Source organism: Amycolatopsis sp. cmx-11-32 (genome assembly GCF_047608695.1).
Classification (GTDB): domain Bacteria; phylum Actinomycetota; class Actinomycetes; order Mycobacteriales; family Pseudonocardiaceae; genus Amycolatopsis.
Window position 1 is genome coordinate 233,996 of record NZ_JADNQN010000006.1, and the last position, 26,791, is coordinate 260,786.

The following is a 26,791-nucleotide window of genomic DNA, read 5'->3' on the forward strand; positions in this document are numbered from 1 at the left end:
CACATTAGGGAAACCGGTACCGCACGACCATGAGGCAGGCCCTCACTCGCAACGGGGGCCTGCCCCACCCCCCAACACGCGTGTGTTCGGCGGGGGATTTCCGGAGGAACGCGAGCGGAACAACGGCCGTCCGCTAGCGCAGGCTGTGACCCGGCGCGACGATCCCGCTCTCATAAGCGAATACCACCGCCTGGCTGCGGTTGGTCGCGCCCAGTTTCCCGAAGATGTTGCCCACATGGGTTTTGACGGTTTCGAGACTGATGACCAGATCGGCCGCTATGTCCACATTGGACATCCCGGTGGCGATGAGCCGCAGCACCTCGGTCTCCCGTTTCGTCAGCGAGGACGGCCGGGGCGCGAGGCCCGACGCCGCCGGGCGCGCGGTGACCATCCGCCGGATGGCGTCGGGGAAGAGCAGCGTCTCCCCGGCGGCGATGGTCCGGATGGCGTGCGCGAACTCCTCCTTGCGCGCCCGCTTCAACAGGAACCCGCTCGCGCCGGCGAGAAGCGCGTCGTAGACGTAGTCGTCGTTGTCGAACGTCGTGATCACGAGGACCTTGGGCGGGTCGGCGATTTCGGCCAGTACCCGCCGGGTCGCCTCGATCCCGTCCACACCGGGCATCCGGACGTCCATCAGGACCACCGCGGGGTTCGTCCGCCGCACCAGGTCCACCACCTCCCCGCCGTCGCCCGCCTCGCCGACCACGGACAGATCGGGCTGGGTTTCCAGCAGCGAGCGTAATCCGGCGCGCAGCAACGGTTCGTCGTCGACGATCAGGACGCGCAGTGTCATGATCGCGACCGTAGCGGGATCGTGGTCACCAGCCGCCACAGCGGTGCGCCGTCGATGGCGGGTCCCGCGATGAGCTCACCACGCAGTGCCTCGACGCGTTCGGTCAGCCCCGGCAGCCCGTTGCCACCCCGATCCGACGTGGTGGCCATCTCCATGAGCGGGTTCACGATCTCGATCCGCAGCGCGTCCGCCAGCACCGCGACCCGGACGGTCACCGGCCCGGGATGCGCGTGCCGCAACGCGTTCGTCAGTCCCTCTTGGACGATCCGGTACGCCTCCCGCGAAAGGGTCGCGGGCAGTTCGGCGGCCGGGCCGGTCAGCTCGTAGTCGATCACCGCGCCACCGGATCGCGCCCGTTCGGCCAGCGTCGCGGCCTCGATGAGCCGTCGTTCGGGCTCGCGGGACGACCGGTCGTCGCGGAGCAGTCCCAGCACGTGGTCGAGGTCTTCGAGCGCCGCCCTGGACGATTCCTCGATGGTGCCCAGTGCCTCGCGCACCAGTTGCGGTTCGGAATCGACCAGTTCGGCGGCCGCGGCGGCCTGGATGGTCGACGTCGTCAGCGTGTGCCCGATGGAGTCGTGCAGTTCGCGGGCCAGCCGGTTGCGGTGCTCGAAGTGGTTCGCCCGGACCTCGGCCGCGGCGACGCGTTCGGCGGCGGACGGCCCCAGCAGCGCGACCGCGCTGTACTGGAAGAGCTTGGTGAAACCGGCGAAGACGTACGCGATGACGACCAGGGTGATCAGCGCGATCGGCAGCGTCCACAGCCCGGCGGTGCCGGCTTCGATCGTCACCCGTTCCCCGAAGAACTCGATGGGACTGCCGCCGCCTCCCGCCCACACCACGGCGAACACGAAGCCGATCATCAAGAAGCAGCCGAGGCCGAACAGCACCCAGCCGAGTCCGGTGTGCACGAGCAGCCATCCCGCCGAGCGCCAGCGTTCCGCCCAGGCGATCTTCGTACCGGCAGGAGGCGCGGCGATCCGGGTGCCCAGCATCTGGTTCGAGAACCAGACGCCGACCCGCCGCATCGGCCCAGGCAGCCCGGCGAGCCCGACCAGCAGGCCCATCGCGAGCATGCCGTAGACCATCTTCGCCTTCACGTCGCCCGGGATGAGGACGGCGGGGATGAGCGCGATCGGGAACGGGATCGCCGTCATCGCCATGCCGAGGAGACCGAACGGCACACTGCGGTAACTGCCGATCCGCGCCAGAGTTCTGAGGGGGTTGACCATGCCGGGAACGCTATTCGGCCACGCGTGCGCGCACCTCCCACTGCGGTGCCATTTCACGTCATCCTCAAGAGCACCGGCGCCGGTCACAGCCGGTTAGCGGGCGTTAGCCCCGTCCTCCTACACTCGGGCGCGTGGCTCACCGACCTTTGATCGCACCCAGTATCCTCTCCGCGGACTTCGCCCGGCTCGGCGACGAGATCCGCGCCGTCGCGGGGGAGGGGGACACTCGCGCGGACTGGGTCCACGTCGACGTCATGGACGCGCACTTCGTCCCGAACCTGACCCTCGGCCTGCCCGTCGTGCAGTCGCTGATCAAGGCCACCGACGTCCCGATCGATTGCCACCTGATGATCGAGAACCCCGACAAGTGGGCCATCGGGTATGCCGAGGCGGGTGCCTACAACGTCACCGTGCACGTCGAGGCGGCGCACGACCCTGTCGCGCTGGCGAAGAACCTCCGTGCCGCCGGGGCGAAGGCTGGTCTGTCGATCAAGCCGAACACCCCGATCGAAGACCACCTCGACACCCTCAAGCACTACGACACGCTGCTGGTGATGTCGGTCGAGCCCGGCTTCGGCGGCCAGTCGTTCATCGAGGGTGTCCTCGACAAGGTGCGCACCGCGCGGCGCCTGGTCGACACCGGTCACCTCAAGCTCGTCGTCGAGATCGACGGCGGGATCAACGCCGACACCATCGAGCGGGCCGCCGAGGCCGGTGTGGACTGCTTCGTCGCCGGTTCCGCCGTCTACGGCGCCGAAGACCCTGGTAAGGCGGTCGCGGCGCTGCGCGAGCAGGCGGCCCGCGTCCGCGGCTGATCCCGGCTCTTGAGCCGCCATCGGGTCAGGAGAAGGAATCGGTCCCGATGGGTGTTGGATGGGGGAAGCACCGTTTCCAGCGACGGTGCTACCGGAGGAGGAGGGCAGCAGGAGTGTTCACCGGCATTGTCGAGGAACTCGGCGAGGTCACCGCGGTCGAGCAGGTCCCGAACGCCGCGCGGCTGACCGTACGGGGGCCGCTGGTGACCAGCGACGCCGGTCACGGCGACTCCATCGCGGTGAGTGGCGTGTGCCTCACCGTGGTCGCGGTGGCGGGCGGTGAGTTTAGCGTCGATGTCGTGCACGAAACCCTGCAGCGCTCCAGCCTCGCGAAGGTGAACGTCGGCGACGTCGTCAACCTCGAACGCGCGACGCCGGCGGGCGGCAGGCTCGGCGGGCACATCATGCAGGGCCACGTGGACGGCACCGGCGTCTTCCTCAAGCGGGACTCCCACGGCCTCACCTCGTTCGCCCTGCCGGGCAAACTGGCCAGGTACGTGGTCGAGAAGGGGTCGATCGCCGTCGACGGCATCTCCCTCACGGTCGCTTCGGTGACCGACGAGGAGTTCGCCGTCGCCTTGATCCCGACCACTCTCGAACTGACCACCCTCGGCCGGAACCAACCGGGCGACCTGGTGAATCTCGAGGTCGACGTGGTCGCCAAGTATGTCGAGAAGCTGACCATGCCGCATCTGCGCACGCAGGGGGACAATGGCGGTACGGAGGAGCGGGCGTGAGTGGGACGAGTGCGATTCCGGGGTCGGCGGATCTGACCCCCTTTGGAGGCGGGGTGGCCGTGAACGCCGAAGCCATCGAGGCGGCGATCGCCGACATCAAGGCGGGCCGCCCGGTCGTCGTGGTCGACGACGAGGACCGTGAGAACGAAGGCGACCTGATCTTCGCGGCGGAGAAAGCCACGCCCGAACTGATGGCCTTCATGGTGCGCTACACCTCGGGTTACGTCTGCGTGGCGCTGACCGAGGCCGAGGCGGACCGGCTAGATCTGCCGCCGATGTATCACACGAACCAGGACCAGCGCGGTACCGCGTACAGCGTCACGGTCGACGCCGCCGGGGGCATCAGCACCGGCATCTCCGCGGCGGACCGGTCGCACACCGTCCGGCTGCTCGCGGACCCGGCGTCCACGGCGTCGGACTTCCGGCGTCCCGGCCACGTGGTCCCGCTGCGTGCCAAGGAGGGCGGCGTCCTGCGGCGTCCCGGGCACACCGAAGCCTCCGTCGACCTGGCCCGGCTGGCCGGGCTTTCGCCGTCCGGCGTGCTCTGCGAGATCGTGTCGCAGAAGGACGAGGGCGACATGGCCCGCCGCGACGAACTGGAGGTCTTCGCCGCGGACCACGATCTCAAGATGATCACCATCGCCGACCTGATCGCTTACCGGCGTCGCATCGAGAAGCAGGTCGAGCGGGTCGCCGAGGCCCGTATCCCGCTTTCGGCGGGCACGTTCCGCGCGGTCGGCTACGACAGCCTGCTCGACGGCATCGAGCACATCGCGTTCGTCTACGGCGAGATCGGCGACGGCGAGGACATCCTGGTGCGCGTGCACTCGGAATGCCTCACCGGCGACGTCTTCGGCTCGCTGCGCTGCGACTGCGGCCCGCAGCTGGAGGCCGCGCTCGAAGCCGTCGCCAAGGAAGGCCGCGGTGTCGTGCTCTACATCCGCGGTCACGAGGGCCGGGGCATCGGGCTGCTCCACAAACTGCAGGCCTACCAGCTGCAGGACGCCGGCGCGGACACCGTCGACGCGAACCTGCAGCTCGGCGTCCCCGCCGACGCGCGCGACTACGGCACCGGCGCGCAGATCCTGTGCGACCTGGGCATCCGCTCGATGCGGCTGCTGACGAACAACCCGGCCAAGCGAGTCGGGCTGGAGGGCTACGGCCTGCGGGTCACCGGCCGGGTGTCGCTGCCGATCTCGCCGAACCCGGAGAACCTGCGCTACCTCAAGACCAAACGGGACCGGATGGGGCACGACCTGTCCCAGCTGGAGCATTTCGACCAGGTCGGCGCCGAAGTCGACCAGGGCAACGGAGGTGGCACGCGGTGAGTGGCGAGGGCCGTCCGGACGTCGAACTCGACCTGTCCGACTGTAAGAACATCCGGCTCGGGATCGTGGCCACCCGCTGGCACACGAAGATCACCAGCGCCCTGCTGGACCGTGCCCTCGAGGCGGCCAAGGTGGCCGACCTGGAGGAGGAGCCGACGGTCGTGCGTGTCGCGGGCGCCGTCGAACTGCCCGTCGCCGCGCAGGCGCTGGCCCGCACGCACGACGCGGTCGTCGCACTGGGCGTGGTCATCCGGGGCGGGACTCCGCACTTCGAGTACGTCTGTGACGCGGTCACCGCGGGCCTGACCAGGGTGGCGCTCGACGAGAGCACCCCGGTCGGCAACGGTGTGCTCACCTGCGACACCGAACAGCAGGCCCTCGACCGGTCCGGCCTGCCGGGCTCCATCGAAGACAAGGGCTACGAAGCGACCGTCGCCGCACTGGACGCCGCGCACGCGCTACGGAACCTGCGCCAGCCGTGGACCGAGCGGGGCTTCGTGTGAGCGTCGAGGCGGATGTGATGACAGAGTCCGAGGTCATGGTGGTGCGGCCTCGTCGCACCCTGGTGATGTGCTCCGTCCTGGCGGTGTTCCTGCTGGCGACCTTCGTGGTCGTCGCGGTGCTGCTGCGAGGCTCGGACACCGGCGTGATCTTCCAGCCGTCCGACCAGGCGGCGATGATCGGCATCGGGATCCTGCTCGCGGCGGGCACGATGCTGTTCGCGACGGCGCGCGTGAAGGCCGACGCCGACGGCATCGAGGTCCGGAACGTGCTGATGACCAAGAAGTTCGCGTGGAGCGAGGTGCTTTCGGTGAGTTTCCCCGACGGTGCCTCGTGGGCGCGGCTGGAACTACCGGACGACGAGTACTACTCGGTCATGGCCGTGCAGGCGGTGGACCGGGAGCGGGCGGTGAACGCGGTGCGGGCGCTGCGGCGGCTGCACAAGGCGGCTTGGAACGGCTGACGTTCATTGCGTCCCAACAGATCTGAAGTCCGTGAAGGCCTCCTTGAGGGACCCAGGGTCCCTCAAGGAGGCCTTCACGGACCTGGAACGCCCTGGCGCACGACCCACGACCTAAAGCGTGAAGTCCACCACGATCGGCGCGTGGTCCGAGGGCCCCTTCCCCTTCCGCGCGTCACGGTCCACATAGGAATCCGTCACCCCGCCCGCCACCGCCGCGTCCGCGTACACGAGGTCGATCCGCATTCCCTTGTTGTTCGGGAAGTTGCCGGCCCGGTAGTCCCAGTACGTGAACGGGTGGTCGTACTTCAGCGGGCGCGGGAACACGTCGGACAGCCCGAGGTCGCGCAGCGCCGCGAGCGCCTTCCGCTCCGGCTCGGTCACGTGCGTCGATTCGGCGAACACGCCGACGTCCCAGACGTCCGCGTCGGTCGGCGCGATGTTGAAGTCGCCGAGTACCGCGAACGGTAATCCGCGCGCCTGCTCCTCGCGCACCGTCGCCTCCAATGCCGAGAGCCAAGCGAGCTTGTAGCCGTAGTGCGGGTTCTCCAGCTCCCGTCCATTGGGCACGTACACCGACCACAGCCGCACCCCGCCGCAGGTGGCGCCGATGGCCCGCGCGTCGGTCTTGTCCTCGAAGGTGGGCTCGCCGGTCAGCCCGCGCGTCACGTCCTCCAAGCCGACGCGCGACACGATGGCGACGCCGTTCCAGCGCCCGATGCCGTACGCGGCCGTCTCGTAGCCCGCCTCCCGCACGGCGTCGAACGGGAAGGCGTCCGTGCCACATTTGAGTTCCTGCAGGCACAGCACGTCCGGCTGCACCGAACCGAGCCAGTCCACCACCCTCGGCAGCCGGGGCCCGATCGAGTTCACGTTCCAGGTCGCGATCCGCATGCCCGCGAGCGTCCCACACCGCACCGACACGATCACGCGAAAGGGCCCCTCCGAGACGGGTCGCGTCTCGGAGGGGCCCCACCGGGGCGTGAGGTCAGACCCCGGTGGTCGTGCGGATCCAGGAGCGGGCCGAAGCGACGCTGCCGTAGTTGTTGGTGCCGCGGGTGTTCGAGCCGCTCTGGTTCTGCACGGTCGAAGCGACGCCGACCTGGACGCCGTTGGAGACCTGGGGGCCGCCCGAATCGCCCTTCCAGGCCGAACCGTTGATGCCGACGCTCTGGATGGCCGGGCCGCCGTAGGCGTCGCGCGAGCTACCGGTGACGCGGACGTCGGCCACCTTCAGCGCCGAGGCGGGCGGGCCGGTCGGGGTCTCACGGCCCCAGCCGTAGAGCTGGTTGGTCGAGCCGACCGACGGGTTCGAGCTGGCCAGACGGATCGGCGTGACACCGGCGTCGGAGGCCAGGTGCAGCAGCGAGACGTCGGCGCCGTTCGGCGAGGACACCTTGCGGTCGACGGCGATCACGCGGCCGCCCTGCAGCGCGTTGCTGCCGACGCGGACCCGCATGCCGCTGCCGTCGGAGTCGAGGCAGTGCTTGGCGGTCAGGACCCAGCGCTGGGCGATGACACTGCCGGAGCAGTTGAAGCCGTCCCACTGGCGACCCGGGGTGTTGACATAGACCTGGGCACCCCAGCTCACGGTGGGGGCGGTGCCGCCGCCCACGATGTTCGGCTGGACACCGGTGGGGGTGCCCGCGGAGGCGACCGCTCCAGCGGTCATGGTGAGGGCTGCGGCGGCGAGGGTGGCGGCGCCCAGCGTACGAAGACGGCTCACGGTGCAGGAGTCCTTTCGAGCGTCATGAGGACGAAGAACCGAGTGAAAGGGAACTGGGACGGAAAGTAATCACCTGGTTCACTCGCTAGGAACCAACGAACGTCGGGTCCGGCCGAATATCCGACTTAGGTCGGTATGCGTAGTGAAATACGGACCGCATCGTGGTAGTCGCCACCCGGACGAGTGTTAGAGCATGGGGGCTCGTAAGACTGTCGGTGCTGCCCCATAGGGTTGACACCGTGGCTGACCCGACCACCTACCGTCCTTCGCCGGGGAGCATCCCGGACGCCCCTGGCGTGTACAAATTTCGTGACGCCGCGAAGAGGGTCATTTACGTCGGCAAGGCGAAAAGTCTCCGAAGCAGGCTGAACTCGTACTTCGCCGACATCACGGGCTTGCACCCGCGCACCCGCCAGATGGTGACGACGGCGGCGAGCGTCGAGTGGACCGTCGTGGGCACCGAGGTCGAGGCGCTCCAGCTCGAGTACAACTGGATCAAGGAGTTCGACCCGCGGTTCAACGTCCGTTACCGCGACGACAAGAGTTACCCGGTCCTCGCCGTCACGATGAACGACGAGTTCCCGCGCCTGCACGTCTACCGTGGCGCGCGCAAGAAGGGCGTGCGGTACTTCGGGCCGTACGCGCACGCGTGGGCCATCCGCGAGACGCTCGATCTGCTGCTGCGGGTCTTCCCCGCGCGCACCTGCACGACCGGGGTCTTCAAACGGCACGGCCAGATCGGCAGGCCCTGCCTGCTCGGCTACATCGGCAAATGCTCCGCGCCGTGCGTCGGCAAGGTCTCCGCCGACGAGCACCGCGCGATCGTCGAGGACTTCTGTGACTTCCTCGCCGGCCGCACCGACGCGCTGATCCGCCGCCTCGAACAGGAAATGGCGGCCGCGTCCGAAGAGCTGGAGTTCGAGCGCGCTGCCCGCCTGCGTGACGACCTCGGCGCGCTCCGCCGCGCGATGGAGAAGCAGGCCGTGGTGCTCGGCGACGGCACGGACGCCGACGTCGTCGCCTTCGCCCACGACGAACTCGAAGCCGCGGTCCAGGTCTTCCACGTGCGCGGCGGCCGGGTCCGCGGCCAGCGCGGCTGGGTGATCGACAAGGCCGAGGAGATGGACGTCAAGGACCTGGTCGACCACTTCCTCACGCAGTTCTACGGCGAAGAGGCCGAACGCGCGGACGACCCCGACGTCGGCTCACCGGTCCCGCGAGAGGTTCTGGTCCCGGAACTGCCCGCCGACGCCGAAGCGGTGGGTGAGTGGCTTTCCGGGCTGCGTGGTTCGCGAGTGAGTCTGCGGGTGCCGCAGCGCGGCGACAAGCGCGCGCTCGCGGAGACGGTGACACGCAACGCCGGCGAGGCGTTCACCCAGCACAAACTCCGCCGCGCCGGTGACCTCACCGCGCGGTCGGCCGCGCTCGCGGAACTGCAGGACTATCTGGCGCTGGACACCGCGCCGCTGCGCATCGAATGCGTCGACATCAGCCATATCCAGGGCAGCGACGTGGTCGCGTCGCTCGTGGTGTTCGAGGACGGTATCCCGCGCAAGTCCGAGTACCGGCGGTTCGCGCTGCGCGAGGCCGCGGAGGAAGGTGACGTCGCGTCGATCGCCGAGGTCGTCCGCCGCCGTTTTTCCCGCTATCTGAAGGAAACGGCCGAAGACGCGCCCGTCGACCCGGACCGTCCCGGCATCGACCCGGAGACCGGCAAGCCACGCAAGTTCGCCTACGCGCCGAACCTGCTCGTCGTCGACGGCGCGGGCCCGCAGGCCACCGCGGCCGCGGACGTGCTCTCGGAACTCGGCATCACCGATCTGGCCGTGGTCGGCCTGGCGAAGCGGCTGGAGGAGGTGTGGCTGCCGGGCGATCCCGATCCGGTGATCCTGCCGCGCACCTCCGACGCGCTGTATCTGCTGCAGCGGCTCCGCGACGAGGCGCACCGCTTCGCCATCCGGTACCACCGGGAGAAGCGGTCCAAGCGGATGCAGGTGTCCGCATTGGACGGTGTGCCCGGACTGGGGCAGGCTCGGCGTACCGCGCTGATCAAGCATTTCGGCTCGGTGCGGAAACTCCGCGAAGCAAGGATCGAGGAGATCGAGGCGGTGCCCGGCTTCGGCAGGCGCACCGCGGAGGCGGTCGTCGCGGCGCTCGCAGGGGAGCAGCCACAGACGGCGGGGGAGTCCAGTACGTGATCGGGGAAAGGACCATCGTGAGTGCGCAAGAAGAAGGCCGCGGTTCCGGAATGGAGGTCGCGGTCGTCTCCGGGCTGTCCGGGGCGGGCCGCAGTACCGCCGCGAAATGCCTGGAGGACCTGGGCTGGTTCGTGGTGGACAACCTGCCGCCCGAACTGATCGCCACCATGGTCGAGCTCGGCGCGCAGGCGCGGGGCGCGATCACCAAGGTCGCGGTCGTGATGGACGTGCGCTCGCGCGCGTTCACCGACGACCTGGCGTCGGTCATCAAGGACCTCGACGCCCGCGGGTACAAGCCGCGCGTCCTGTTCCTGCAGGCCACCGACGCGGTGCTGGTGCGCCGGTTCGAGGCCGTCCGCCGCGGGCACCCGATGCAGGGCGACGGCAGGCTCGCCGACGGCATCACCGCCGAGCGCACGCTTTTGGAGCCGCTGCGCGAGGAGGCGGACCTCGTGCTCGACACGTCGTCGCTTTCGGTGCACGACCTGCGTGCCAAGATCGAGGACGCGTTCGGTTCCGAGGCCGGCACGCAGACCCGGGTCACCGTGCTCTCGTTCGGATACAAGTACGGCCTGCCGATGGACGCGGACCTGGTGATGGACGTCCGGTTCCTGCCGAACCCGTTCTGGATCCCGGAACTTCGCGACCACACCGGTCTCGAGGGCGAGGTCCGCAACTACGTGCTGAGCCAGGAAGGCGCGGACGAGTTCCTCGACCGCTACCACCAGCTGCTGCGCCTGATCGGCGCGGGCTACAAGCGCGAGGGCAAGCGGTACCTGACGCTGGCCGTCGGCTGCACGGGCGGAAAGCACCGCAGTGTCGCCATTTCCGAGGAGCTCGCCCAGCGGCTGTCCAATGAGGACGGTATGGCCGTGAAGGTGGTGCACCGCGACCTTGGCCGCGAGTAGCGAGCTGCGCGCGGTCGCACTGGGTGGCGGGCACGGCCTGCACGCCACCCTCACCGCGTTGCGCCGGGTGACCTCGCAGGTCACCGCCGTGGTCACCGTCGCGGACGACGGGGGCTCGTCCGGCAGGCTGCGCCGGGAACTCGGGCTGCTGCCGCCGGGCGACCTGCGGCAGGCGTTCGCCGCGTTCGCCGCCGAAGACGGCGGAATCCTGTGGGCGGAGGTGTTCCAGCACCGCTTCGGCGGCGATGGCGCGCTCGCCGGGCACGCGGTCGGGAACCTGTTGCTGGCCGGGCTGTTCGAGGTGCTCGGCGATCCGGTCGCCGCGCTCGACGAGGCGAGCAGGCTCATGGGCATCTCCGGCCGGGTCCTGCCGATGTCACCCGAACCGCTGGAAATCCAAGGTGAGGTTTCGGGGCTGGACGCCGAGAATCCCGAAGCGCTCCGGCGGATTCGCGGTCAGGTGGCGGTGGCGACGACCCCAGGACAGGTGCACCGGATCAGCCTGCACCCGGCCGGACAGGCCGACCGGCCGCCGCAAGGGTGCCCCGAGGCGATCGAAGCCGTGCTCGGCGCGGACGTGGTGTTCCTCGGCCCGGGGTCGTGGTTCACCAGCGTGCTGCCGCATCTGCTGGTGCCGGACCTGCACGACGCGCTGCTCCGGACGGACGCCACAAAGGTCGTCATCCTCAATCTGATCCCCCAACCGGGGGAGACGGCGGGATTCTCTCCGGAGAAGCATTTGGACGTACTCTTCGAACACGCCCCGGAACTGCGGGTGGACGCGGTCATCGCGGACCGTGACTCGGTGCCCTCACCAGCCCGGTTGCGGGAGGCGGCCGGGAGACTCGGCGCGCAGGCGTTGCTGGGGGCGGTGGCTGACCCAGTCGTGACGGGGCGGCATGATCCTGATGCGCTCGCGAGCTGTATGCGGGACGCTCTCGGTCTCACCGGGGGAGGAGCTGAAGGTATGGAGGGGCAGCGATGGCGATGACCGCCGCCGTGAAGGACGAGCTGAGCCGGCTGGAGATCACCAAGATCGGCCCGCGCCGTGCGGAGGTCGCGTCGATGCTGCGATTCGCGGGAGGGCTGCACATCGTGGCCGGCCGCGTCGTGGTGGAGGCCGAACTCGACACCGGTTCGGTGGCGAGACGGCTGCGCAAAGAGATCCACGAACTGTACGGACACCAGTCCGATGTCCACGTCATCTCGTCCAGCGGACTGCGCAAGGGGACGCGGTACGTCGTGCGGGTGGTCAAGGACGGCGAGGGCCTTGCCCGGCAAACTGGCCTGATCGACCAGCGTGGCCGTCCGGTGCGCGGGCTGCCCGCCGCCGTCGTGTCCGGCGGTGTCGCCGACGCGGAAGCCGCCTGGCGCGGCGCGTTCCTGGCACACGGTTCACTCACCGAACCCGGCCGCTCGTCGTCGCTCGAAGTCACCTGCCCCGGGCCCGAAGCCGCGCTGGCGCTCGTCGGCGCGGCCCGTCGGATGGGCATCCAGGCGAAGTCGCGCGAGGTCCGCGGCGCGGACCGGGTCGTGGTGCGTGACGGCGACGCCATCGGTGCGTTGCTGACCCGCCTCGGCGCCCACACGAGTGTGCTCGCTTGGGAAGAGCGGCGGATGCGCCGCGAGGTGCGCGCCACCGCGAACCGGCTCGCGAACTTCGACGACGCCAATCTGCGGCGCTCGGCCCGCGCGGCCGTCGCGGCGGCGGCCAGGGTCGAGCGGGCGCTGGACATCCTCGGCGAGTCCGCCCCGGACCACCTGCTCGCCGCGGGCAAACTGCGGCTGTCGAACCGGCAGGCGTCGCTCGAAGAACTGGGCCAGCTCTCCGACCCGCAGATGACCAAGGACGCCGTCGCCGGCCGGATCCGCCGCCTGCTGGCGATGGCCGACAAGAAGGCGAAGGAACAGGGCATCCCGGACACCGAATCCGCCGTGACCCCGGACATGCTGGAAGAAGACGAAGCCTAAGGTCCCGCAATTAGTCCTCTAGTTGCGGTCCTTGCGCGCGCAAGGACCGCAACTAGAGGACTAATTGCGGGGCTCAGGGCTCGTGGGGTCGCCGGTGCGTGAGCTGTTCCCGGATCTTCGCCGTTTCCGGATGCCGTTCACCTCGGACCGCGACGGAATCGTCCAGGAGCAACGCCCACTCCGAGAGCGCTTCGGTGATCTGACCGGCTTCGGCGCGAACCAGCGCCTGGCCGAATCGGAGGTCGAGGACATCGGGATGCCGGCCGCCCAGCCGTTTTCTTGCTTCGGCCAGCAGCTGTCCGTACTCTCGCACCGCTGGAGGCGCGTCCTCGATCAGAGCGCTCCAGAAGGCGATGTTGTGCCGCACGTGCCTGACGATCACGTCGTCGCCCAACGCGTTCTTCGCCCGTGGCAACAGTTCCCGGCTCAACCGCAGGGCTCCCGCCCCGTCGCCGGTCTTGCCGGTCGCCACGGCGAGGAGATGCCGTGCGTGCAGGGTTTCCCGATGGCTCGGCCCGAGCCCGCCCGTCGCGTCCCGGACCAGGGCTTCGAACGCGGCGCGGGATTGTTCGGGGCGATTCAGTTCGCCGAGCAGGTGACCGATGTCGTTCCGGATGCTGAGCACGTCTTCGTCGCCCGTCCCGAACGCCGCCGCAGCGATCGGCAGCAAACTTTCGAATCGCTCCAGCGCTCCGGCCGCGTCGCCCGCCTTGCCGGCCCAGGTGGCGTGCCGGGCCTTGCACCGCAAGGTGATCCGGTCATCCTCCCCGAGTTCCCGTGCCGCGCGCTTCGCCCACATCGCCCACTGTTCCCGGTTCTCCACCGGGATTCCCGACGCCCGCCGCTCCACCGAAGCGAGCGCGTCCTCACGCGGACCCGTCAGCCAGAGGAACTCGGCTTCGCTGGCGGCCGCGTAGGCCTGTTCGAGTGTCGGCTCGTCATCGCCGGACGCCGGCTCGATTTCCGAGGTCGCCGCCGCCAGCCGGGCGTGCAGATGAGGTGTCCCCTCCGGCATGGGGCCGGTCCAGAGCACGGTTTCGGTCGCCAGCCCGGCCGCTGACCGGCGGACCGCGGTGCGGAGACCGGCCAGGACGTCGCGGACGTGCACCGCCCGGTCCGGCCCACCGCTCGCCGCGCTCGCCTTGGTCAGGATCCGCTGCGCGAACAGGAAAGATTTCCGGTTGTCCACCGGCAGGCTGGTTTCCTTGGTGAGGAAGTAGAAGTCGTCGTCGGCGTACTCGCCGTGTCCGACAAGCGAAAGGAAGAGACTCGACTCGTCCTCCGACGCTCGCTCGAAGGCCTCCACCAGCGCGTTGTCGAGTTCGATTAGCGTCAGGTGACGAGCAGCCCGCGGCCATCGGCCAGCGCCGGGACGCAGCCGCCGATCTCGGGAGCCAGCAACGCCGCCGAAACTTCGTGGCCGACGTCGGGCTGTATCCCACCGACGAGACGATCCGGAAGCGCGTGCAGGACCGCGTCGGTTACACCGTTGACAACGCGCCAAACCGCACGAGGCGGCGTCCCACCTGGCCAAGCACCGGACCGGGGAAGGTCTTTCCGCGGCCGTGGCCTAAGTCGCGTAATGGGAGGCGTGACTCGCGGGCTGCCAGCCCGGCGGGCCGAACACGTAACCGAGTTTGTCCCGCCACGACCCGGCCGCGCGGACGTCACGCAGGATCGAGCCGTACTCGTGGAAGCCGACCTTGAGCAGGTTGTGGGTCTCGATGTTCTTGGTCAGCCCGTAGGTCGGCCGCTTGCCCTCGGGCACGAAGCTGCCGAACAACCTGTCCCAGATGATCAGGATGCCGCCGTAGTTCGCGTCCAGGTACTCCTTGTCGCTGCCGTGGTGCACACGATGGTGTGAAGGTGTGTTGAAGACGTACTCGAACCAGCGCGGCAGCTTCCGGATCTTCTCGGTGTGCACGAAGAACTGGTAGACGAGGTCGATCGACAGCCCGGTGAGGATCATCCACGGCGGGATACCGGCGAAGGCCAGGATCGACCAGAACGGCAGCTGGAAGTACGGGGTCCACTTCTGACGCAACGCGGTCGAGAAGTTGTAGTGTTCACTCGAATGGTGCACCTGATGGCCCGCCCACATGATCCGGACGCGGTGGCTCGCCCGGTGGTAAGCGTAGAACACGATTTCCTGGCCCAGCAGCATCAGGACCCAGGTCCGCCAGTCGTGCGGGCTGAACTTCACCGGCGCCAGTTCGTGGAGCGCGGCGAACACGAACAGCATGGCAACGCGGAAGACACCGTTGATCACAACCGCCACCGCGCCCATGGACATGCTGGTCCGGGTGTCCTTGACGCTGTAGCCGATGACGTTGTCGTCGTGGCCGAGCACGTGCAGCGCGAGGATCTCGATCGCGACGAACAGCAGGAACACCGGTGTCGCCATCAGCACCGGGTCACTCAGATGGGCAAGGAAATCCGCCATCGCACCGCTCCTGTCTCCGCCTCCGTGATCTGACCTCAAGGTAACTTACCTCAGGGTCATTTACCTGAGAGTAAGGTAGCCGTCGTGACAGAAGCAAGGGCCGTCGGCACGAAGGGCATGCCCCGCGAAGAGCGGGAGACCCAGATTGTGCGCGCCGGTACGGAGGAATTCGGCAAGAACGGGTACGCCGGGGCGTCGATGGTGGAGATCGCCCGTCGGGTCGGGGTCACCAAACCCTTGCTGTACCAGTACTTCGGCTCGAAGGACGGGCTTTACCTCGCCTGCCTGCACCGGGCGGGGGACAGGCTGACCGAAGGCGTCGCCGAAACGATGGCCGAAGACGGCGAGCCGCCGGAGCGGATGCCGCTGGCGGTGCTCGCGGCCATTTTCGAGACGTTCGACAACGACCGATACGCGTGGAAGCTGCTTCGCGACCCGACGGTGCCTTCGACCGGCGAGATCGCCGGCGTCGCGGTCGACTACCGCTACCGGCTCGACGGGTTCGCGCTGATCGGCGCCGCCCAGTTGATGCACTCGCGCGGCCTGGACGACGAGCGCGACATCGAGGCGATCGCCCAGGTGTGGACCGGGGTGGTCGATTCGCTGATCAGCTGGTGGATCGATCAACCGGATCAGGACGCCGCGGCGATGACCGAGCGGTGCGGGCGGATCATGCGGAACCTGTTCGGCTGGTGAGCCTCGGCACCGCGGCCACCGGCCTAAGCCCAGCGGCCGATGAAGGACCGGACGTCAGAACCACCATTGATTCTTGGCGCCCGCCAGGAAGTCCCACAGCCGCACGACGCCGCCGTCGCGGCCCGCTGTGTTGAGGTCGGCGTCGAGGTATCGCCCGCTTCGCACGTTCTTCAGGCGTAGGTAGCCCTCGGGATTCTCGGTGACCGAGAACCACTGGTTCGACGCACCCGGCATGAAGTCCCAGAGCTGGACCTTGGTGCCGTTGCGGTTGATCGAGTTGAGGTCGGCGTCCAGGTACCGTCCGCTGTGGACGCTCTGGAACCGGAAGTGCCCTTCGGGGATCTGGGTGACGTACCAGGCCTGGTTGGCAGGAATGGATTCGTCCGGGTTGGCGAGGCAGGTCCACAGCTGGACCTTGGTGCCGTTTCCGTTGATGGTACTCAAATCCGCGTCCAGGCAGCGGCTCTCGTCGGAGGCCGGACCGAGCCGGTACGCCTGCTGCTGCGCGCTGAAACCGGCGCCGTGCACCTTCACCGGGCGCAGCGACAGCCGGCCGACGTCGACGCGCTCGTCCGCCTGCGCGGCGGGCGCGCCGAACAAGGCCGAGAATCCGGCGAGAACGGTCACGGATACGAAGAATCGCTTGAAATCACGCATTTTTCTCCCCAGTTCGACGCAGGTGTCTCCACTGGGCCCCCGACCAGGACAGCCTGCTGAACCCGATCCTGCTCCTCGGCCGAGGCAGCGTCAACAAAGTTTGTATCCCACGAAAACGCCACCTCGCCGAAAATTCCGGACGAGGTGGCGTTCCTCCAGTGACACTGGATACGGCTGGGGTGCCCGGCGCCGCTCCGGACACCCCAACCGTGACTAGGACGCGGCGTTGGATTTGCCGCGCAGTTTGACGTTGGCCGTCGAAGCGTTCTTGATCGCCGTCTCGATCTGCGCCATCGTCGAGGACGAAGACAGGCCTGGCACCGTCGCTGTGCTCAGCGCGTACAGCGTGAACGTGTAGGGATGGCTGGAGCCGCCGGGGCAGGGGCCGAAGTACTTCTGCGCGTTCGCCCCGCTTCCCATGGCCTTCTGCTTGGCGCCGTTCTGGTTCGGGACGTTGTAGCCCGATCCCAGACCCTCGGGCAGCGACAGCGCGGACGCCGGGATGTCCCAGATCGTCCAGTGCAGTTTGTTGCCGTTGTCGGCCACGTCGGCGAAGACGACGGCGTACCCCTTGGCGCCCGTGGTCCCGGCACCCCACGCCAGCGGCGGGGAGGTGTCCTGGCCCGCGGTGCCGTCACCGGCGCAGGTGTACTTGTCCGGGATCGAGGCGTTGTCGGCGAACGCGGAACTGGCCAGCTTGAACGCTCCCGGTTGCGAGGCACCGGGGAACTTCAACCGCACCACCACGTTGTCGATACCGCTCGGCGTGCCGCCGTTCTTGTCCGCGTTGGTCGAGGTGACCCACAGGCCACCGTCCGGCGTCTTGGTGACCGAGCGGAGCCTGCCCCAGCGGCCGGAGAACAGCGACTGCACCGAACCGACGCCGTTGCCCGCCGCGTTGATCTGCGTGGCGAACACCTGCTCGCTGGTGACGGCCGCGACGTAGATCCAGTCGTTGACGATCTCGATCCCGCTGGGCCCACCGGAACTGGTCGGCCAGGTCTTCTTCGGCGCGACCGTGCCGCCGCAGCTGCCGTTGGTGCCTTCACACTGCGGCCACCCGAAGTTTCCGCCCTTCTGGATCAGGTTGAGTTCGTCCAGTTTGCCGTCGCCGAACTCCGACGCCCACAGCTGGCCGCGAGAATCCCACGCCAGGCCCTGCGGGTTGCGGTGCCCGAAGCTCCAGACGTACCGGGCGTTGCCGCCGGTGGAGAAGAACGGGTTGTCGCTCGGCGCCGAACCGTCGGGGTTGACCCGCAGGATCTTCCCGTTGAGCGACCCCTTGTTCTGCGCGGTCTCCTTGTTCTGTCCGTCGCCCGCGGTGGCGTACAGCTTGCCGTCCGGGCCGAAGCGGAGCCTTCCGCCGTTGTGATAACGGTTCTTCGCGATCCCGGTGAGTACCGGCGTCGATGTCGAGGACAGCGTTCCGTTGTCGTAGGTCATCTTCACGATCCGGTTGTCACCGGATGCCGTGTGGTACAGGTAGATCGCGTGATCGGTGGCGTAGTTCGGCGAGATCGCGATGCCGAGCAGGCCGCCCTCGCCGTTGGTGCCGACAGCGCCGGGAACCTTGCCCACCATGGTCTTCTGGCCGGAGGGCGTGATCCGCACGATCTCGAACCGGTCCCGTTCGGTCGCGAGCGCCGTGCCGTCCGGCAGGAAGTCGACCGACCAGGCGAGGTCGACCTTGGTGACGTCCTTGTCGTACTCCGGAATGCCGCCGCCCGCGTTTCCACTCGTCTTGGCGGTCACCGCGGTGCTGGCACCGGAGGCGTTGCCGTCGAGGTCTCGCGCCTTGACCGTGAAGGTGTACGAAGTGTTCGCTGTCAGCCCGGTGATCGTGGCTTCGAGCGAAGGCGTCGTCGCGACCTTCGCGGTGCCTTGATGGACGTCGTAACCCGCGATGGTGCCGCTGTCATCGGTGGAAGCGTTCCACGCCAGGGAGACGCTGTTCGCGGTCACCGACGTCGAGCGCGGGTTCCCCGGCACGGTCGGCGGGGTGGTGTCCCCGCTGGACGGCGTCGTGAACTGGACGACATTGCTTTGCTGCGAAGGGTTTCCGGCCGCGTCGAAGGCGCCGACCGAGATGTCGTAGGCCGTGTTCGGCGTCAGGTTGTCGACGGTCGCGGTGAGCGTGTTCCCGCCGACGGTCTTCAGCACGTTGCCGCCGCGCATGACCTCGTACCGGACCACGCCGACATTGTCGGTCGCGGCTTCCCAGGTGAAGGTGGCCGAACGGGCCTTGACGTCCTTGGCGGCCAGGTTCTTCGGCGGGGTCGGCGCTTCGGCGTCGAGCACTCCGCTCGCGGTGAGCCTGTCCGCGTTGGGTCCGCCGTTCGCGGTCGTCGAGGTGGTGCGGATCTTGTTGGCCCCGGCGGCCAGCGTGATGTCCTTGGTAACCGTCTTCCAGGTGGTCCACGCGCCGGTCCCGGGAAAGGACAGCGTTCCGGCGGCGGTGCCGTTGATGCTCAGCGAGACCGGCCTGTCGACCGTGGTTCCGTTGGCGTAGCGGAAAGTCAGGGTTTGAGTTCCGGCCTGTGCGGCGTTCACCGTGTATTCGACGTAACTGCCGACGACGTTGTCGAAGTTCACGAACCCGGTGCCGGAGTAGCCCGCGTGGTTCTTTTCGACGGCGCCTTGGGAGATCGTCGCGGCTTCGGATTCGTGGTCGGTCGATGCCGCGCCGGCGGGCAGAGCCGGCAGGACGGCGAAGGTCATCGCAGTCGCGGCGGCACACGTGAGAAGCGCGCGCCACGGTGGTCGGGGTGCCACTGGAGCCTCCATGCGTGAAGTGGGGTAGGGAGGTGCAACGGCGGACCGGGCGGGACCCGGCGGGGGAGCGGAGTTATAGTTAGGAAACTTTCCTATCTATGGCTCAGATCACACACCAGCGGATGCTTCGTGTCAATAGTCGACCCCCAAAACGCGTTTAGTCCTCTGGTTGCGGTCCTTGCACGTGCAAGTACCGCAACCAGAGGACTAAACGCGTAGAGGATAGAGAGCGTCAGCCGGCGACGTCGGCGCGTGCGATCACCTTCGTGATCCGTGCCCGCACCAAGGACTCCTCGGGTACGGCGTTGCGCTTGCCGTAGGCCTCGGCCTGGCCTTCGCCCATGTACCGGCCACCGAGCCTGGTCGCCCATTCGAGCATCTCGTCGTAATCGTTGTGCAGCACCGCTTCGGCGGTGAACTGCACGTACGAGTACGGCGGCTTCTGGTCGTCGACGGCAAGCGAGAGCCGCCCGTCCCGGCGGATCGCCTTCCCCTTGAGCGTGTCCGTGCCGGTGGTGAAGATCAGCTCGTCGCCGTCCGCGCCCTCGTTCAGCAGGAACCACACCGGTGTCACGATGGGCGCCCCGTTGGCGCGGACCAGGCCGAGCATGCCCGTGCGGGTGCCCTCGCTCGCGAACTGCCACCACTCGTCCCGGCTCATCTCACGCATGAACGAGACGCTACCGCCGCCCGGAGCCCCTGGCACCCCGGTCACCCGTGCGGGGTGTCGGGGGCGGCGACTAGCCTGGCCTGCTGTGCGAGACGACGAGCTGACCGGGATGGGGCTGGCCGACGAGGGGCTGACCCGCCGCCTCAAGGCGCTGGCCTGCACCGCGCCCTTGCACGACCTCGACGCGCGCAAGGCGAAGCTGGACTGGGCGGACGCCACGATCTACCAGATGGCCGAGATCGCGCTGCACACGATCGACCAGGTCACCGTGTCGATGGACTTCGACACCGGCGCCGACCACGAACAGGTGATCGTGCGGTTGCTGCCGTTCGTCGCGCTCCAGGCCCCCGGCCGGACGCCGGACGAGCACGCCAAGGTCGCTCGCTGGGTCCTCGACAACCTGATCAACGTGGGCACCACCGACCGCGGGTTCCGCCGCGTCTACGGCTCCATCGGCCCTGGCGGCGGCTACCAGCGACGCCAGTTCGACTTCAAGCTGCTCGTGGAGCTGGCCGCGCCCAACGGTGAGGTGTACCTGCGCGCCACCGACGAGGCGATCAACGTGCTCGTCGGCGCGCTGGACACCGATGTCGAATCCGCCCAGATCGCGGCCGAGGTCAAACTCGAGAACCTGATCAACCGCGGCCGTCTCGCCGACGCGAAGCTCGCCGCCGAACAGGCCCGCTACCGCACCGTCCAGTACGGCGAGACGCTGCGCGCTAAACTTGACGCCACCCGGCGCGACGTCCGCGCGGTCGACTGGGAGCGCGAGGTTCCGGACCTGCTGGACCAGGCGCTGTCCCATATCGAGTCCCGGTTCCGCGCCGAGAACGCGATCCTCAAGAACATCACCGCGTCCCGCGACGAGACCGAGGACCCCGATCGCAAACGCCGCGCCGCCGAACTCGTCGACATCGTCGGCGACTGCATCCGCCGCCACACCCGGCTGCAGTCGCGGCTGGCCGACGCCGGAGCGGTGTTCCGCGCCGAGCAGGACCGCCAGCAGTTTTCCGGGCCGCCACAGCGCGCGACGATCGACCTGTTCGGCCAGCTCCTGATGCCGACGCTGGGCCTGCCGATCGCCGACGCCGTCGCGCCTGCCGAGTCGTTCTTCCACGCCGGGGCCGGGATCTCCCCGCCGACCGTGCCGTCACTGTCCTCGCTGGTATCGCTGCTGCTGCGGCCGGCGCCGGAACGCGACCAGCTCGTCGGCGAGATCCCCGAACCCGAGCTGATGCCCGCCGACGTCACCGACAGGTTCGGCGATGAGCAGTGGCGCCTCGCCGACGACCTGCTCGACCTGCCCGAGGTGCCGCGGCGGCTGTCCGGCCTGCTCGAAGAGGCCCGCCTGATCGACCCCGGGCTGCCGGCCCTGGTCGCGTTGCGCGCGGTGCACGCCTACAGTCCCGGGGTCGGCGCGGCGCTGCGGCTGGGGGAGCGCCAGGTACTGCTGGCCGTCGACGACGGCACGCTGCTCGAAGACCCCGAGTTCGGCGGAGCGGACCTGTTGCTCTCGTCGGCGAGGGTCGATCGCCACGACGAAGAAGAAGACGAGGAGGTCGCGTGACGACGGGGATTTCTACAGGGGACGTCGAATCCGCGGCCCGGCTCGTCTCGTTCGGCATGCGCCCGAAGCAGTTGCCGTCGCGGGACGTCGTCTACGGCGACCTCGTCCGGCGCTACGGTGAGGACAGGGCGTTCAAACAGCTCACGCACGCCGTCGCGGCCGGGCTCGGGCTGATGGTGCTGGAGGTCAATCTCCAGGCCGGTGCCGTGCTGGCGGCGACCGACGAGTCCGTCTTCGAGATCAAGATGGACAGCTACGCGCGGCAGAGCAAGATCCGCGAGCGCCGCGAGACCGAGAAGGTCCTGCACGGGCTCATCCACCTGGCCACCGCCGCGCTCGGCTACCCGCGCCCGGACGACCTCGCCAACGACACCTACATCGGCCGCGTCAGCGTCGAACAGGTGGACGCGATGGTGCGCGAGGCCTGCCGGATCCTCGACGAGCGCGCGGTGGAGGCCGAGGCGAACAACGATCCGCTGGCCGACGCGCCCGAACTCGAACAGGCCTGGCGCGCCTACGCCCGTCGTCCGGCGGCGGCGGCGACCAAGGATGGCAGGCTGGCGTCGGACACCACCCGCGGCATGGTCGCGCGTGCGCTGCGCTTCCTCGCGGATCAGGGCTTTCTCGTCCAGGTCAGCGGAGAACAGGGCGGGACCTACCGCACCACACCGCGCTATCAGGTGCAGGTGCGCGAACTCGCCGCCGACGCGGCCTTCGACGATCTGCTCGCGCTGAACGTGGTGTCGGTCGCCAACGGCGGCGGGACCTTGCGCGCTGCCGCGTCGGACACGCTCTGAAGGGGACGGAAGGAATGTACGAGCTTTCGCGGGTTCGCCTGCACTCGGTGGGCCCGGCCGGTGCGCGGTACCAGGACGTCGTGCTGGACTTCAGCGGTGTCGGCGCGGCCATCACCGCGCCCCAGCAGGACGCGCTGTTCAGCGCCGGGATCCACCTTGCCGGGGAGGGGCCGCCGCGGCGCCCGTCGCCGGCGAGCGTGCTGTTCCTGGAGAACGGCGGCGGCAAGTCCGTCCTGATCAAGCTGATCTTCTCGGTCATGCTGCCCGGCCGCCGTCAGGTCGTCGGCACGACGAACACCAAGGTGCTGGAGAAGTTCGTCGCCGCCAAGGACGTTTCGCACGTCGCGCTGGAGTGGCTGCAGGTCGAGACCGGCCATCGGGTGATCACCGGCAAGGTGTCGGAATGGCGTGGGCACGTGGTGTCGGCGGATTCGGAGAACCTCGTCGATTCCTGGTATTGCTTCCGCCCCACCCCTTCGCTCGATCTGGACACGCTGCCGCTGACATCGGACGGCAGGCTGCTGACGATGTCCGGCTTCCACGACCTGCTCGACAAGGTGCACGGCGGCGAGCCGGAATTGGAGCTGTTCTGGACCCGGCGTCACCACGAGTGGACGTCCCGGCTGGACGGCCTCGGCCTCGACACCGAACTGTTCCGGTACCAGCGCGCGATGAACGCGGGTGAAGGCGAGGCTGCGGACGCGTTCGCGTTCAGCACCGACGAGGCGTTCGTCGAGTTCCTGCTGCGTGCGGTGCTTTCGGAGGAGGAACCCAAGGATCTCGCCGAGGTCGTCGCGACCTACGCGCACAATCTCGCGCAGCGCGGGGACCTGGTGTCCGAGCGGGACTTCGTCGCGGGGGCGCTCGATCTGCTCACGCCGCTGGCGGACGAGGAAGGCGTCGCCGCGGCGTCACGGAAGCTCGCTGACGCGGCCCGCGCCCAGATGCGGACGCTGGCCGCTCAGGTCGCCGCTCGCGACAAGCTGGAGAACGAACGGCTGAGCGGGCTCGACCAGCACGTCGACGAGGTGAAGTCCGCGGAGAAGCTGGCCGAGGGCGACCATCGCCGTCTCACCGCCGGGGTGACCGAACTCCGGCGCCTGGTCGGGAAACTGCGGCTCGACGAGGCGCAGGAGAGCAAGAAGCGGATCGACGGCGAACTGGCCGAGGCCAAGACCGCCGCCGAGGCCTGGCGTGAATGCGCCACCGTTCTCAACCATCTCAACGCCGCTCGCAAGGCCCGCGATCTCCGGGAACTGGTGGGCAATCGCGAGCAGAAGGCGAAACCCGCGCTGCGGGCGCGCAACACCGCCGCGACCGCCCTCGCGCGAGGTCTGCTGGCGCTGGCGAAGAACGCCACCGATCAGGCCGCGAAGGCCGAGGCCCATGTCGGCGCTTTGCGTTCCGAAGCGGAGAAGGCCCAATCCGAACGCGACGAGTCGGCGAACCTCGCGGCCTCGCGCCGGGCCGAGGCCCGCGGGCTGAGCGCCCGGATCGCCGAAATCCGTGAGGAGATCGCGGAAACCGTCAGGTCCGGCGCGCTCAAGGCCGGGGCCGACGTCGCCGAAGCGGCACGCTTGACCAGGACGGAGGCGGAGACGACCGCCGCCGAACTCGTCCGCCGCGAACAGGAACTGGAGCGGGTCGCCGAGGATCTGCGGGCCGCGCAAGCGACCGTCAACGACGCCCACCGGCTCGCGGGGTCCACAAAGGACCGGTTGGAACGCGCGGCCGACGAGCTCGACCGGGCCAACCGGCGCACCGACGCACTCGCCGTCGAACCCCGGCTGGTCGAACTCCTCGGCGCGGACGACGTCGCGCTGGAGACGGATCTGCCGGTACTGCTGGAACGTCTGCGCGAGGCGGGTTCGACCGCCGAGAAGGAGCAGACGGCGTTGCGGATGGAGGAATCCGTCGACGAGCGCGCGCTGGCCGCGCTCGGTTCCGGCGGTCTCCTGCCCGCCACCGAAGAGGTCCAGGCCGCGTTGGACGCGCTGGAAGCCGCCGGGATGAACGCGTGGTCCGGCTGGCGCTATCTGTCTACTTTGGACAAGAAGCGGCGGGCGGCCGTGCTGGCCCGCGCGCCGCAGCTGGTCTCGGGGATTCTGCTCAACGAGCCGGAGCAGGTCCGGCTCGCCGAGAAGGTGCTGGCGGAGCGGCGTTTGCTGCCCACCACGATCATCCCGGTCGCCACGACCGAGGCCACCACGGCCGACCGCCTGCCGGGTGAGGCGGGCATCGAATTCCTCGTCCCGCCCAACCCGGCGATGTACGACGAGGAAGCGGCCGACGCCGAGCGCGAGGCCATCGCCCTCCGGCACGCGGAACGGCAGCGCCGCCTGGAAGCGCTGGCGACGTCGCTGGCCGACGACAGCGCGCTGTCGTGGAAACTCAAGACCTGGCGCGAGGATTACCCGCCCGGCAGCATCGCGACGCTGGCCGAACAGTCGCAGAACGCGCGCACCGCGCACGAGACCGCGCGGACCGCGTTGGAGCGGGCGGAAAAGGAGTCTCAGCGGTTCGGGGAGAAGGCGACCGGGCTGCGGGAGCGGGTCCCCGAACTGCGGACCGCGTCGGCCGAGGCGGGGGAGCGGGCCCGTGGGCTCGAAGCGCTGGCCGCCCGTGCCGCGAGGATTCCCGAGTGGACGGACGACGTCGAACGCGCGACGGAGACCGCCGAGCGGGCCGAGTCGACGGCGTCCGAAGCCGCGGTGAAGGCTTCCCGGCTGCGCGAACAGGCCGGTGAGGAACAACGCACCGCCGACGGGCACCGGCGCACGGCGACGACCGCGAAGTCGGAACTGGCCGAGGTTCCGGGATCGAGTGACGTCTCCGAGGACGACGCCGTCCCGGCCGAGCCGGTCGACGCGTTGCGGCGCACGTTCGCGTCGGCGTCCGAGGCGTACTCGAAGGTCGAGGTCGGCAGCGATCTGCGGGCCGAACTCGACCAGGCGGAAAGCGTCGAGGCGTCCGCGCGGGCGGCCGTCGAGGCGCTGGACGACGCCGTCCGCGAGCGGGCCTCGACGTTGCTGGAGACACCCGATGGTTCCGACGCTTCGGCGCGGGCGGCCGCGCAGGCGCGGGCGAACCGGGCGGTCGCGGTACTGGAGGAGGAGCGCACCGAGATCGTCGGACTCGTCGCGACCCGCAAGGCGGAACTGAGCCAGCTCCCGGAACTGGCGTCGGCGCTCGCCGCGATCTCTTCCGACGCGCGGCCGAAGGACATCGAGCACGGTCTGGCGCTCATCGACGACGCCAGCCTCGAAGTGTCCGCCGCCGCGCGGAAATGGGAAGAACTGCAGGAGCGCCGCGCCGCTGCCGAAGCGACGCTGGAGTCCGCGAAGACGTCCGCGTCCGGCTTCGGCGTGCTGGCCGAATCGATGGCGCACCTCTTGTCCAAAGAGGACGATGAGGCGGCGTTCGATGGTGACGTCGAATCCGCTCGTACCAAGCACTCCCGGCTGAACACCGCGCTCACCGAGGCGCAGGACGCCGCCGACGTGGGCGACCGCCGGGTGCGGGCCGCGGCGGACCGGCTGGCGCAGTACGCCACGGACAAACGGTTCGAGAAGCTCAGCACGCCGGTGCGGCAGCAGGTGATTTCTGTCCGCCGCGATCAGCTGCCCGCCCACGCCGCGGAATGGGCCGAGGCGTTACGGCCGCGGTTGCGCACGCTCACCGACGACCTCGCGCAGATCGACCGGCACCGCGGCGGCATCATCACCCGGTTGCAGGGCATGGTCGACGGTGCTCTGCGCACTCTTCGCGCGGCACAACGGGTTTCGCGGCTGCCGGACGGTCTCGGCGACTGGTCGGGCCAGGAGTTCCTGCGGATCCGTTTCACCGAACTCGAGGAGAACGTGCTCGCCGAGAAACTGGGCGAGGTCGTCGACGAGGCCGCGGTGGGGAAGACCTCCGACGGCCGGGACGTCAAGCGGGACGGGCTTTCGCTCGTGCTGCGCGGCGTGCAGGCCGCCGCTCCCAAGGGTTTCCGGGTCGACATGCTGAAGCCGGACTCCGTGCTGCGGACCGAACGGCAGCGCGTCTCCGAGATCAGGGACGTGTTCTCCGGCGGGCAGCAGCTGACCGCGGCGATCATCCTGTACTGCACGCTCGCCGCGCTGCGGGCCAACAACCGTGGCAAGGCCCGCAGCCGGCACTCCGGCGTGCTGTTCCTCGACAACCCGATCGGCCGAGCGTCGGCGGGCTATCTGCTGGAGCTGCAGCGTGCGGTCGCGGAGGCGCTGGGTGTCCAGCTGATCTACACCACCGGCCTGTTCGACGCCGGCGCGCTGAGCGAGTTCCCGCTGATCGTGCGACTGCGCAACGACGCGGACCTGCGGGCGGGTCGCAAGTACCTGTCCGTCGACGCCATGATCCGGAACGCGACCGACGAACTCGGGGACCCGGACGGCGTCGCGCGACTCTCGGCGACGCGACTGTTCACGCGGCAGGCGGAGGAACCGGAAGAGGAGGAGACGGCTTGACAACCCGGTGCCACCCGGTGCCACCTGGTGCTA

The 26,791-nt window shown here is 69.1% G+C and carries 22 protein-coding genes; 13 read left to right on the forward strand and 9 right to left on the reverse strand.

Annotation, left to right across the window (positions count from 1 at the left end):
• Positions 1–133: 133 nt before the first annotated feature.
• Both ACM6LR_RS20800 and ACM6LR_RS20805 read right to left on the reverse strand, forming a co-directional pair.
• Positions 134–793 carry a response regulator gene (locus ACM6LR_RS20800; protein ID WP_414944337.1) on the reverse strand — a complete coding sequence of 220 codons (660 nt, stop codon included), beginning with the start codon at positions 791–793 and terminating at the stop codon, positions 134–136.
• A complete protein-coding gene (locus tag ACM6LR_RS20805; RefSeq protein WP_414937670.1) occupies positions 790–2,025 on the reverse strand; it encodes a sensor histidine kinase in 1,236 nt (411 codons plus the stop codon). Before ACM6LR_RS20805 ends, ACM6LR_RS20800 begins: the two co-directional genes overlap by 4 nt.
• A gap of 146 nt (positions 2,026–2,171) precedes the next feature.
• On the opposite strand from ACM6LR_RS20805, the gene rpe reads away from it, so the two are divergent.
• The 5 genes from rpe (at position 2,172) to ACM6LR_RS20830 (ending at position 5,869) form a co-directional block, all read left to right on the forward strand.
• Complete coding sequence (gene rpe / locus ACM6LR_RS20810; RefSeq protein ID WP_409492609.1) at positions 2,172–2,840, forward strand: ribulose-phosphate 3-epimerase; 669 nt, start codon at positions 2,172–2,174, stop codon at positions 2,838–2,840.
• Between the two features lie 113 nt (positions 2,841–2,953).
• Positions 2,954–3,577, forward strand: a complete 624-nt coding sequence (locus ACM6LR_RS20815) for a riboflavin synthase (RefSeq protein ID WP_414937671.1) — start codon at positions 2,954–2,956, stop codon at positions 3,575–3,577.
• 53 nt (positions 3,578–3,630) lie between these two features.
• Positions 3,631–4,905, forward strand: coding sequence for a bifunctional 3,4-dihydroxy-2-butanone-4-phosphate synthase/GTP cyclohydrolase II (locus tag ACM6LR_RS20820; protein WP_414937955.1), 1,275 nt, complete (start codon positions 3,631–3,633; stop codon positions 4,903–4,905).
• On the forward strand, positions 4,902–5,408 hold the full coding sequence (gene ribH, locus ACM6LR_RS20825; protein ID WP_414937672.1) for a 6,7-dimethyl-8-ribityllumazine synthase: 507 nt from the start codon (positions 4,902–4,904) through the stop codon (positions 5,406–5,408). The genes ACM6LR_RS20820 and ribH overlap by 4 nt, the downstream gene beginning before the upstream one ends.
• Positions 5,409–5,425: 17 nt before the next feature.
• Entirely contained in the window at positions 5,426–5,869 is a 444-nt protein-coding gene (locus ACM6LR_RS20830; protein ID WP_414944338.1) for a PH domain-containing protein, read from the forward strand.
• 111 nt (positions 5,870–5,980) lie between these two features.
• Here ACM6LR_RS20830 and ACM6LR_RS20835 read toward each other — a convergent pair whose 3' ends face one another.
• The gene (locus tag ACM6LR_RS20835; protein ID WP_414937674.1) at positions 5,981–6,760 is read right to left on the reverse strand and encodes an exodeoxyribonuclease III; all 780 of its coding nucleotides are present in this window, start codon (positions 6,758–6,760) and stop codon (positions 5,981–5,983) included.
• Positions 6,761–6,854: 94 nt separating this feature from the next.
• Positions 6,855–7,592, reverse strand: coding sequence for a S1 family peptidase (locus ACM6LR_RS20840; protein WP_414937675.1), 738 nt, complete (start codon positions 7,590–7,592; stop codon positions 6,855–6,857).
• A gap of 239 nt (positions 7,593–7,831) precedes the next feature.
• On the opposite strand from ACM6LR_RS20840, the gene uvrC reads away from it, so the two are divergent.
• Genes uvrC through whiA form a run of 4 tightly spaced genes read left to right on the forward strand, consistent with a single transcriptional unit; the run spans position 7,832 to position 12,669 of the window.
• The gene (gene uvrC / locus ACM6LR_RS20845) at positions 7,832–9,790 is read left to right on the forward strand and encodes an excinuclease ABC subunit UvrC (RefSeq protein WP_414937676.1); all 1,959 of its coding nucleotides are present in this window, start codon (positions 7,832–7,834) and stop codon (positions 9,788–9,790) included.
• A gap of 50 nt (positions 9,791–9,840) precedes the next feature.
• Positions 9,841–10,698 carry an RNase adapter RapZ gene (gene rapZ / locus ACM6LR_RS20850; protein ID WP_276371151.1) on the forward strand — a complete coding sequence of 286 codons (858 nt, stop codon included), beginning with the start codon at positions 9,841–9,843 and terminating at the stop codon, positions 10,696–10,698.
• A gap of 4 nt (positions 10,699–10,702) precedes the next feature.
• Positions 10,703–11,689, forward strand: coding sequence for a gluconeogenesis factor YvcK family protein (locus tag ACM6LR_RS20855; RefSeq protein ID WP_414944398.1), 987 nt, complete (start codon positions 10,703–10,705; stop codon positions 11,687–11,689).
• A complete protein-coding gene (gene whiA, locus ACM6LR_RS20860; RefSeq protein WP_061980674.1) occupies positions 11,680–12,669 on the forward strand; it encodes a DNA-binding protein WhiA in 990 nt (329 codons plus the stop codon). Before ACM6LR_RS20855 ends, whiA begins: the two co-directional genes overlap by 10 nt.
• Before the next feature lie 73 nt (positions 12,670–12,742).
• On the opposite strand, the gene ACM6LR_RS20865 is transcribed toward whiA, so the two are convergent.
• Complete coding sequence (locus ACM6LR_RS20865; protein WP_414937677.1) at positions 12,743–13,975, reverse strand: tetratricopeptide repeat protein; 1,233 nt, start codon at positions 13,973–13,975, stop codon at positions 12,743–12,745.
• 264 nt (positions 13,976–14,239) lie between these two features.
• On the reverse strand, positions 14,240–15,112 hold the full coding sequence (locus tag ACM6LR_RS20870) for a sterol desaturase family protein (RefSeq protein ID WP_414944339.1): 873 nt from the start codon (positions 15,110–15,112) through the stop codon (positions 14,240–14,242).
• Positions 15,113–15,196: 84 nt separating this feature from the next.
• On the opposite strand from ACM6LR_RS20870, the gene ACM6LR_RS20875 reads away from it, so the two are divergent.
• Positions 15,197–15,808 carry a TetR/AcrR family transcriptional regulator gene (locus tag ACM6LR_RS20875; RefSeq protein WP_414937679.1) on the forward strand — a complete coding sequence of 204 codons (612 nt, stop codon included), beginning with the start codon at positions 15,197–15,199 and terminating at the stop codon, positions 15,806–15,808.
• 54 nt (positions 15,809–15,862) lie between these two features.
• Here the strand turns inward: ACM6LR_RS20875 and ACM6LR_RS20880 are convergent, their stop codons facing one another.
• The 3 genes from ACM6LR_RS20880 to ACM6LR_RS20890 all read right to left on the reverse strand — a co-directional run bounded on the left by ACM6LR_RS20880 (position 15,863) and on the right by ACM6LR_RS20890 (position 19,907).
• The gene (locus ACM6LR_RS20880) at positions 15,863–16,465 is read right to left on the reverse strand and encodes an RICIN domain-containing protein (protein WP_414944340.1); all 603 of its coding nucleotides are present in this window, start codon (positions 16,463–16,465) and stop codon (positions 15,863–15,865) included.
• A gap of 213 nt (positions 16,466–16,678) precedes the next feature.
• Positions 16,679–19,183 carry a PQQ-dependent sugar dehydrogenase gene (locus ACM6LR_RS20885; protein ID WP_414944399.1) on the reverse strand — a complete coding sequence of 835 codons (2,505 nt, stop codon included), beginning with the start codon at positions 19,181–19,183 and terminating at the stop codon, positions 16,679–16,681.
• Between the two features lie 286 nt (positions 19,184–19,469).
• Positions 19,470–19,907, reverse strand: coding sequence for a PPOX class F420-dependent oxidoreductase (locus ACM6LR_RS20890; RefSeq protein ID WP_414937681.1), 438 nt, complete (start codon positions 19,905–19,907; stop codon positions 19,470–19,472).
• Positions 19,908–20,016: 109 nt separating this feature from the next.
• On the opposite strand from ACM6LR_RS20890, the gene ACM6LR_RS20895 reads away from it, so the two are divergent.
• The 3 genes from ACM6LR_RS20895 to ACM6LR_RS20905 are packed head-to-tail and all read left to right on the forward strand — an operon-like array spanning position 20,017 to position 26,758.
• Positions 20,017–21,474, forward strand: coding sequence for a hypothetical protein (locus ACM6LR_RS20895; protein WP_414937958.1), 1,458 nt, complete (start codon positions 20,017–20,019; stop codon positions 21,472–21,474).
• 56 nt (positions 21,475–21,530) lie between these two features.
• Entirely contained in the window at positions 21,531–22,271 is a 741-nt protein-coding gene (locus tag ACM6LR_RS20900; RefSeq protein ID WP_414937959.1) for a hypothetical protein, read from the forward strand.
• A 14-nt stretch (positions 22,272–22,285) separates the two neighbouring features.
• The gene (locus ACM6LR_RS20905) at positions 22,286–26,758 is read left to right on the forward strand and encodes a hypothetical protein (protein ID WP_414944341.1); all 4,473 of its coding nucleotides are present in this window, start codon (positions 22,286–22,288) and stop codon (positions 26,756–26,758) included.
• The last annotated feature ends 33 nt before the right edge of the window (positions 26,759–26,791 follow it).

Bases quoted from the DNA above. Each gene is read 5' to 3' on its own strand.
- ACM6LR_RS20890 (WP_414937681.1), bottom strand. From the start codon at position 19,907: ATGCGTGAGATGAGCCGGGACGAGTGGTGGCAGTTCGCGAGCGAGGGC.
- ACM6LR_RS20800 (WP_414944337.1), bottom strand. From the start codon at position 793: ATGACACTGCGCGTCCTGATCGTCGACGACGAACCGTTGCTGCGCGCC.
- ACM6LR_RS20895 (WP_414937958.1), top strand. From the start codon at position 20,017: ATGGGGCTGGCCGACGAGGGGCTGACCCGCCGCCTCAAGGCGCTGGCC.
- ACM6LR_RS20835 (WP_414937674.1), bottom strand. From the start codon at position 6,760: ATGCGGATCGCGACCTGGAACGTGAACTCGATCGGGCCCCGGCTGCCG.
- ACM6LR_RS20870 (WP_414944339.1), bottom strand. From the start codon at position 15,112: ATGGCGGATTTCCTTGCCCATCTGAGTGACCCGGTGCTGATGGCGACA.
- ACM6LR_RS20900 (WP_414937959.1), top strand. From the start codon at position 21,531: ATGCGCCCGAAGCAGTTGCCGTCGCGGGACGTCGTCTACGGCGACCTC.
- rapZ (WP_276371151.1), top strand. From the start codon at position 9,841: ATGGAGGTCGCGGTCGTCTCCGGGCTGTCCGGGGCGGGCCGCAGTACC.
- ACM6LR_RS20885 (WP_414944399.1), bottom strand. From the start codon at position 19,183: ATGACCTTCGCCGTCCTGCCGGCTCTGCCCGCCGGCGCGGCATCGACC.
- ACM6LR_RS20830 (WP_414944338.1), top strand. From the start codon at position 5,426: ATGACAGAGTCCGAGGTCATGGTGGTGCGGCCTCGTCGCACCCTGGTG.
- ACM6LR_RS20905 (WP_414944341.1), top strand. From the start codon at position 22,286: ATGTACGAGCTTTCGCGGGTTCGCCTGCACTCGGTGGGCCCGGCCGGT.
- whiA (WP_061980674.1), top strand. From the start codon at position 11,680: ATGGCGATGACCGCCGCCGTGAAGGACGAGCTGAGCCGGCTGGAGATC.
- ACM6LR_RS20805 (WP_414937670.1), bottom strand. From the start codon at position 2,025: ATGGTCAACCCCCTCAGAACTCTGGCGCGGATCGGCAGTTACCGCAGT.
- ACM6LR_RS20880 (WP_414944340.1), bottom strand. From the start codon at position 16,465: ATGCGTGATTTCAAGCGATTCTTCGTATCCGTGACCGTTCTCGCCGGA.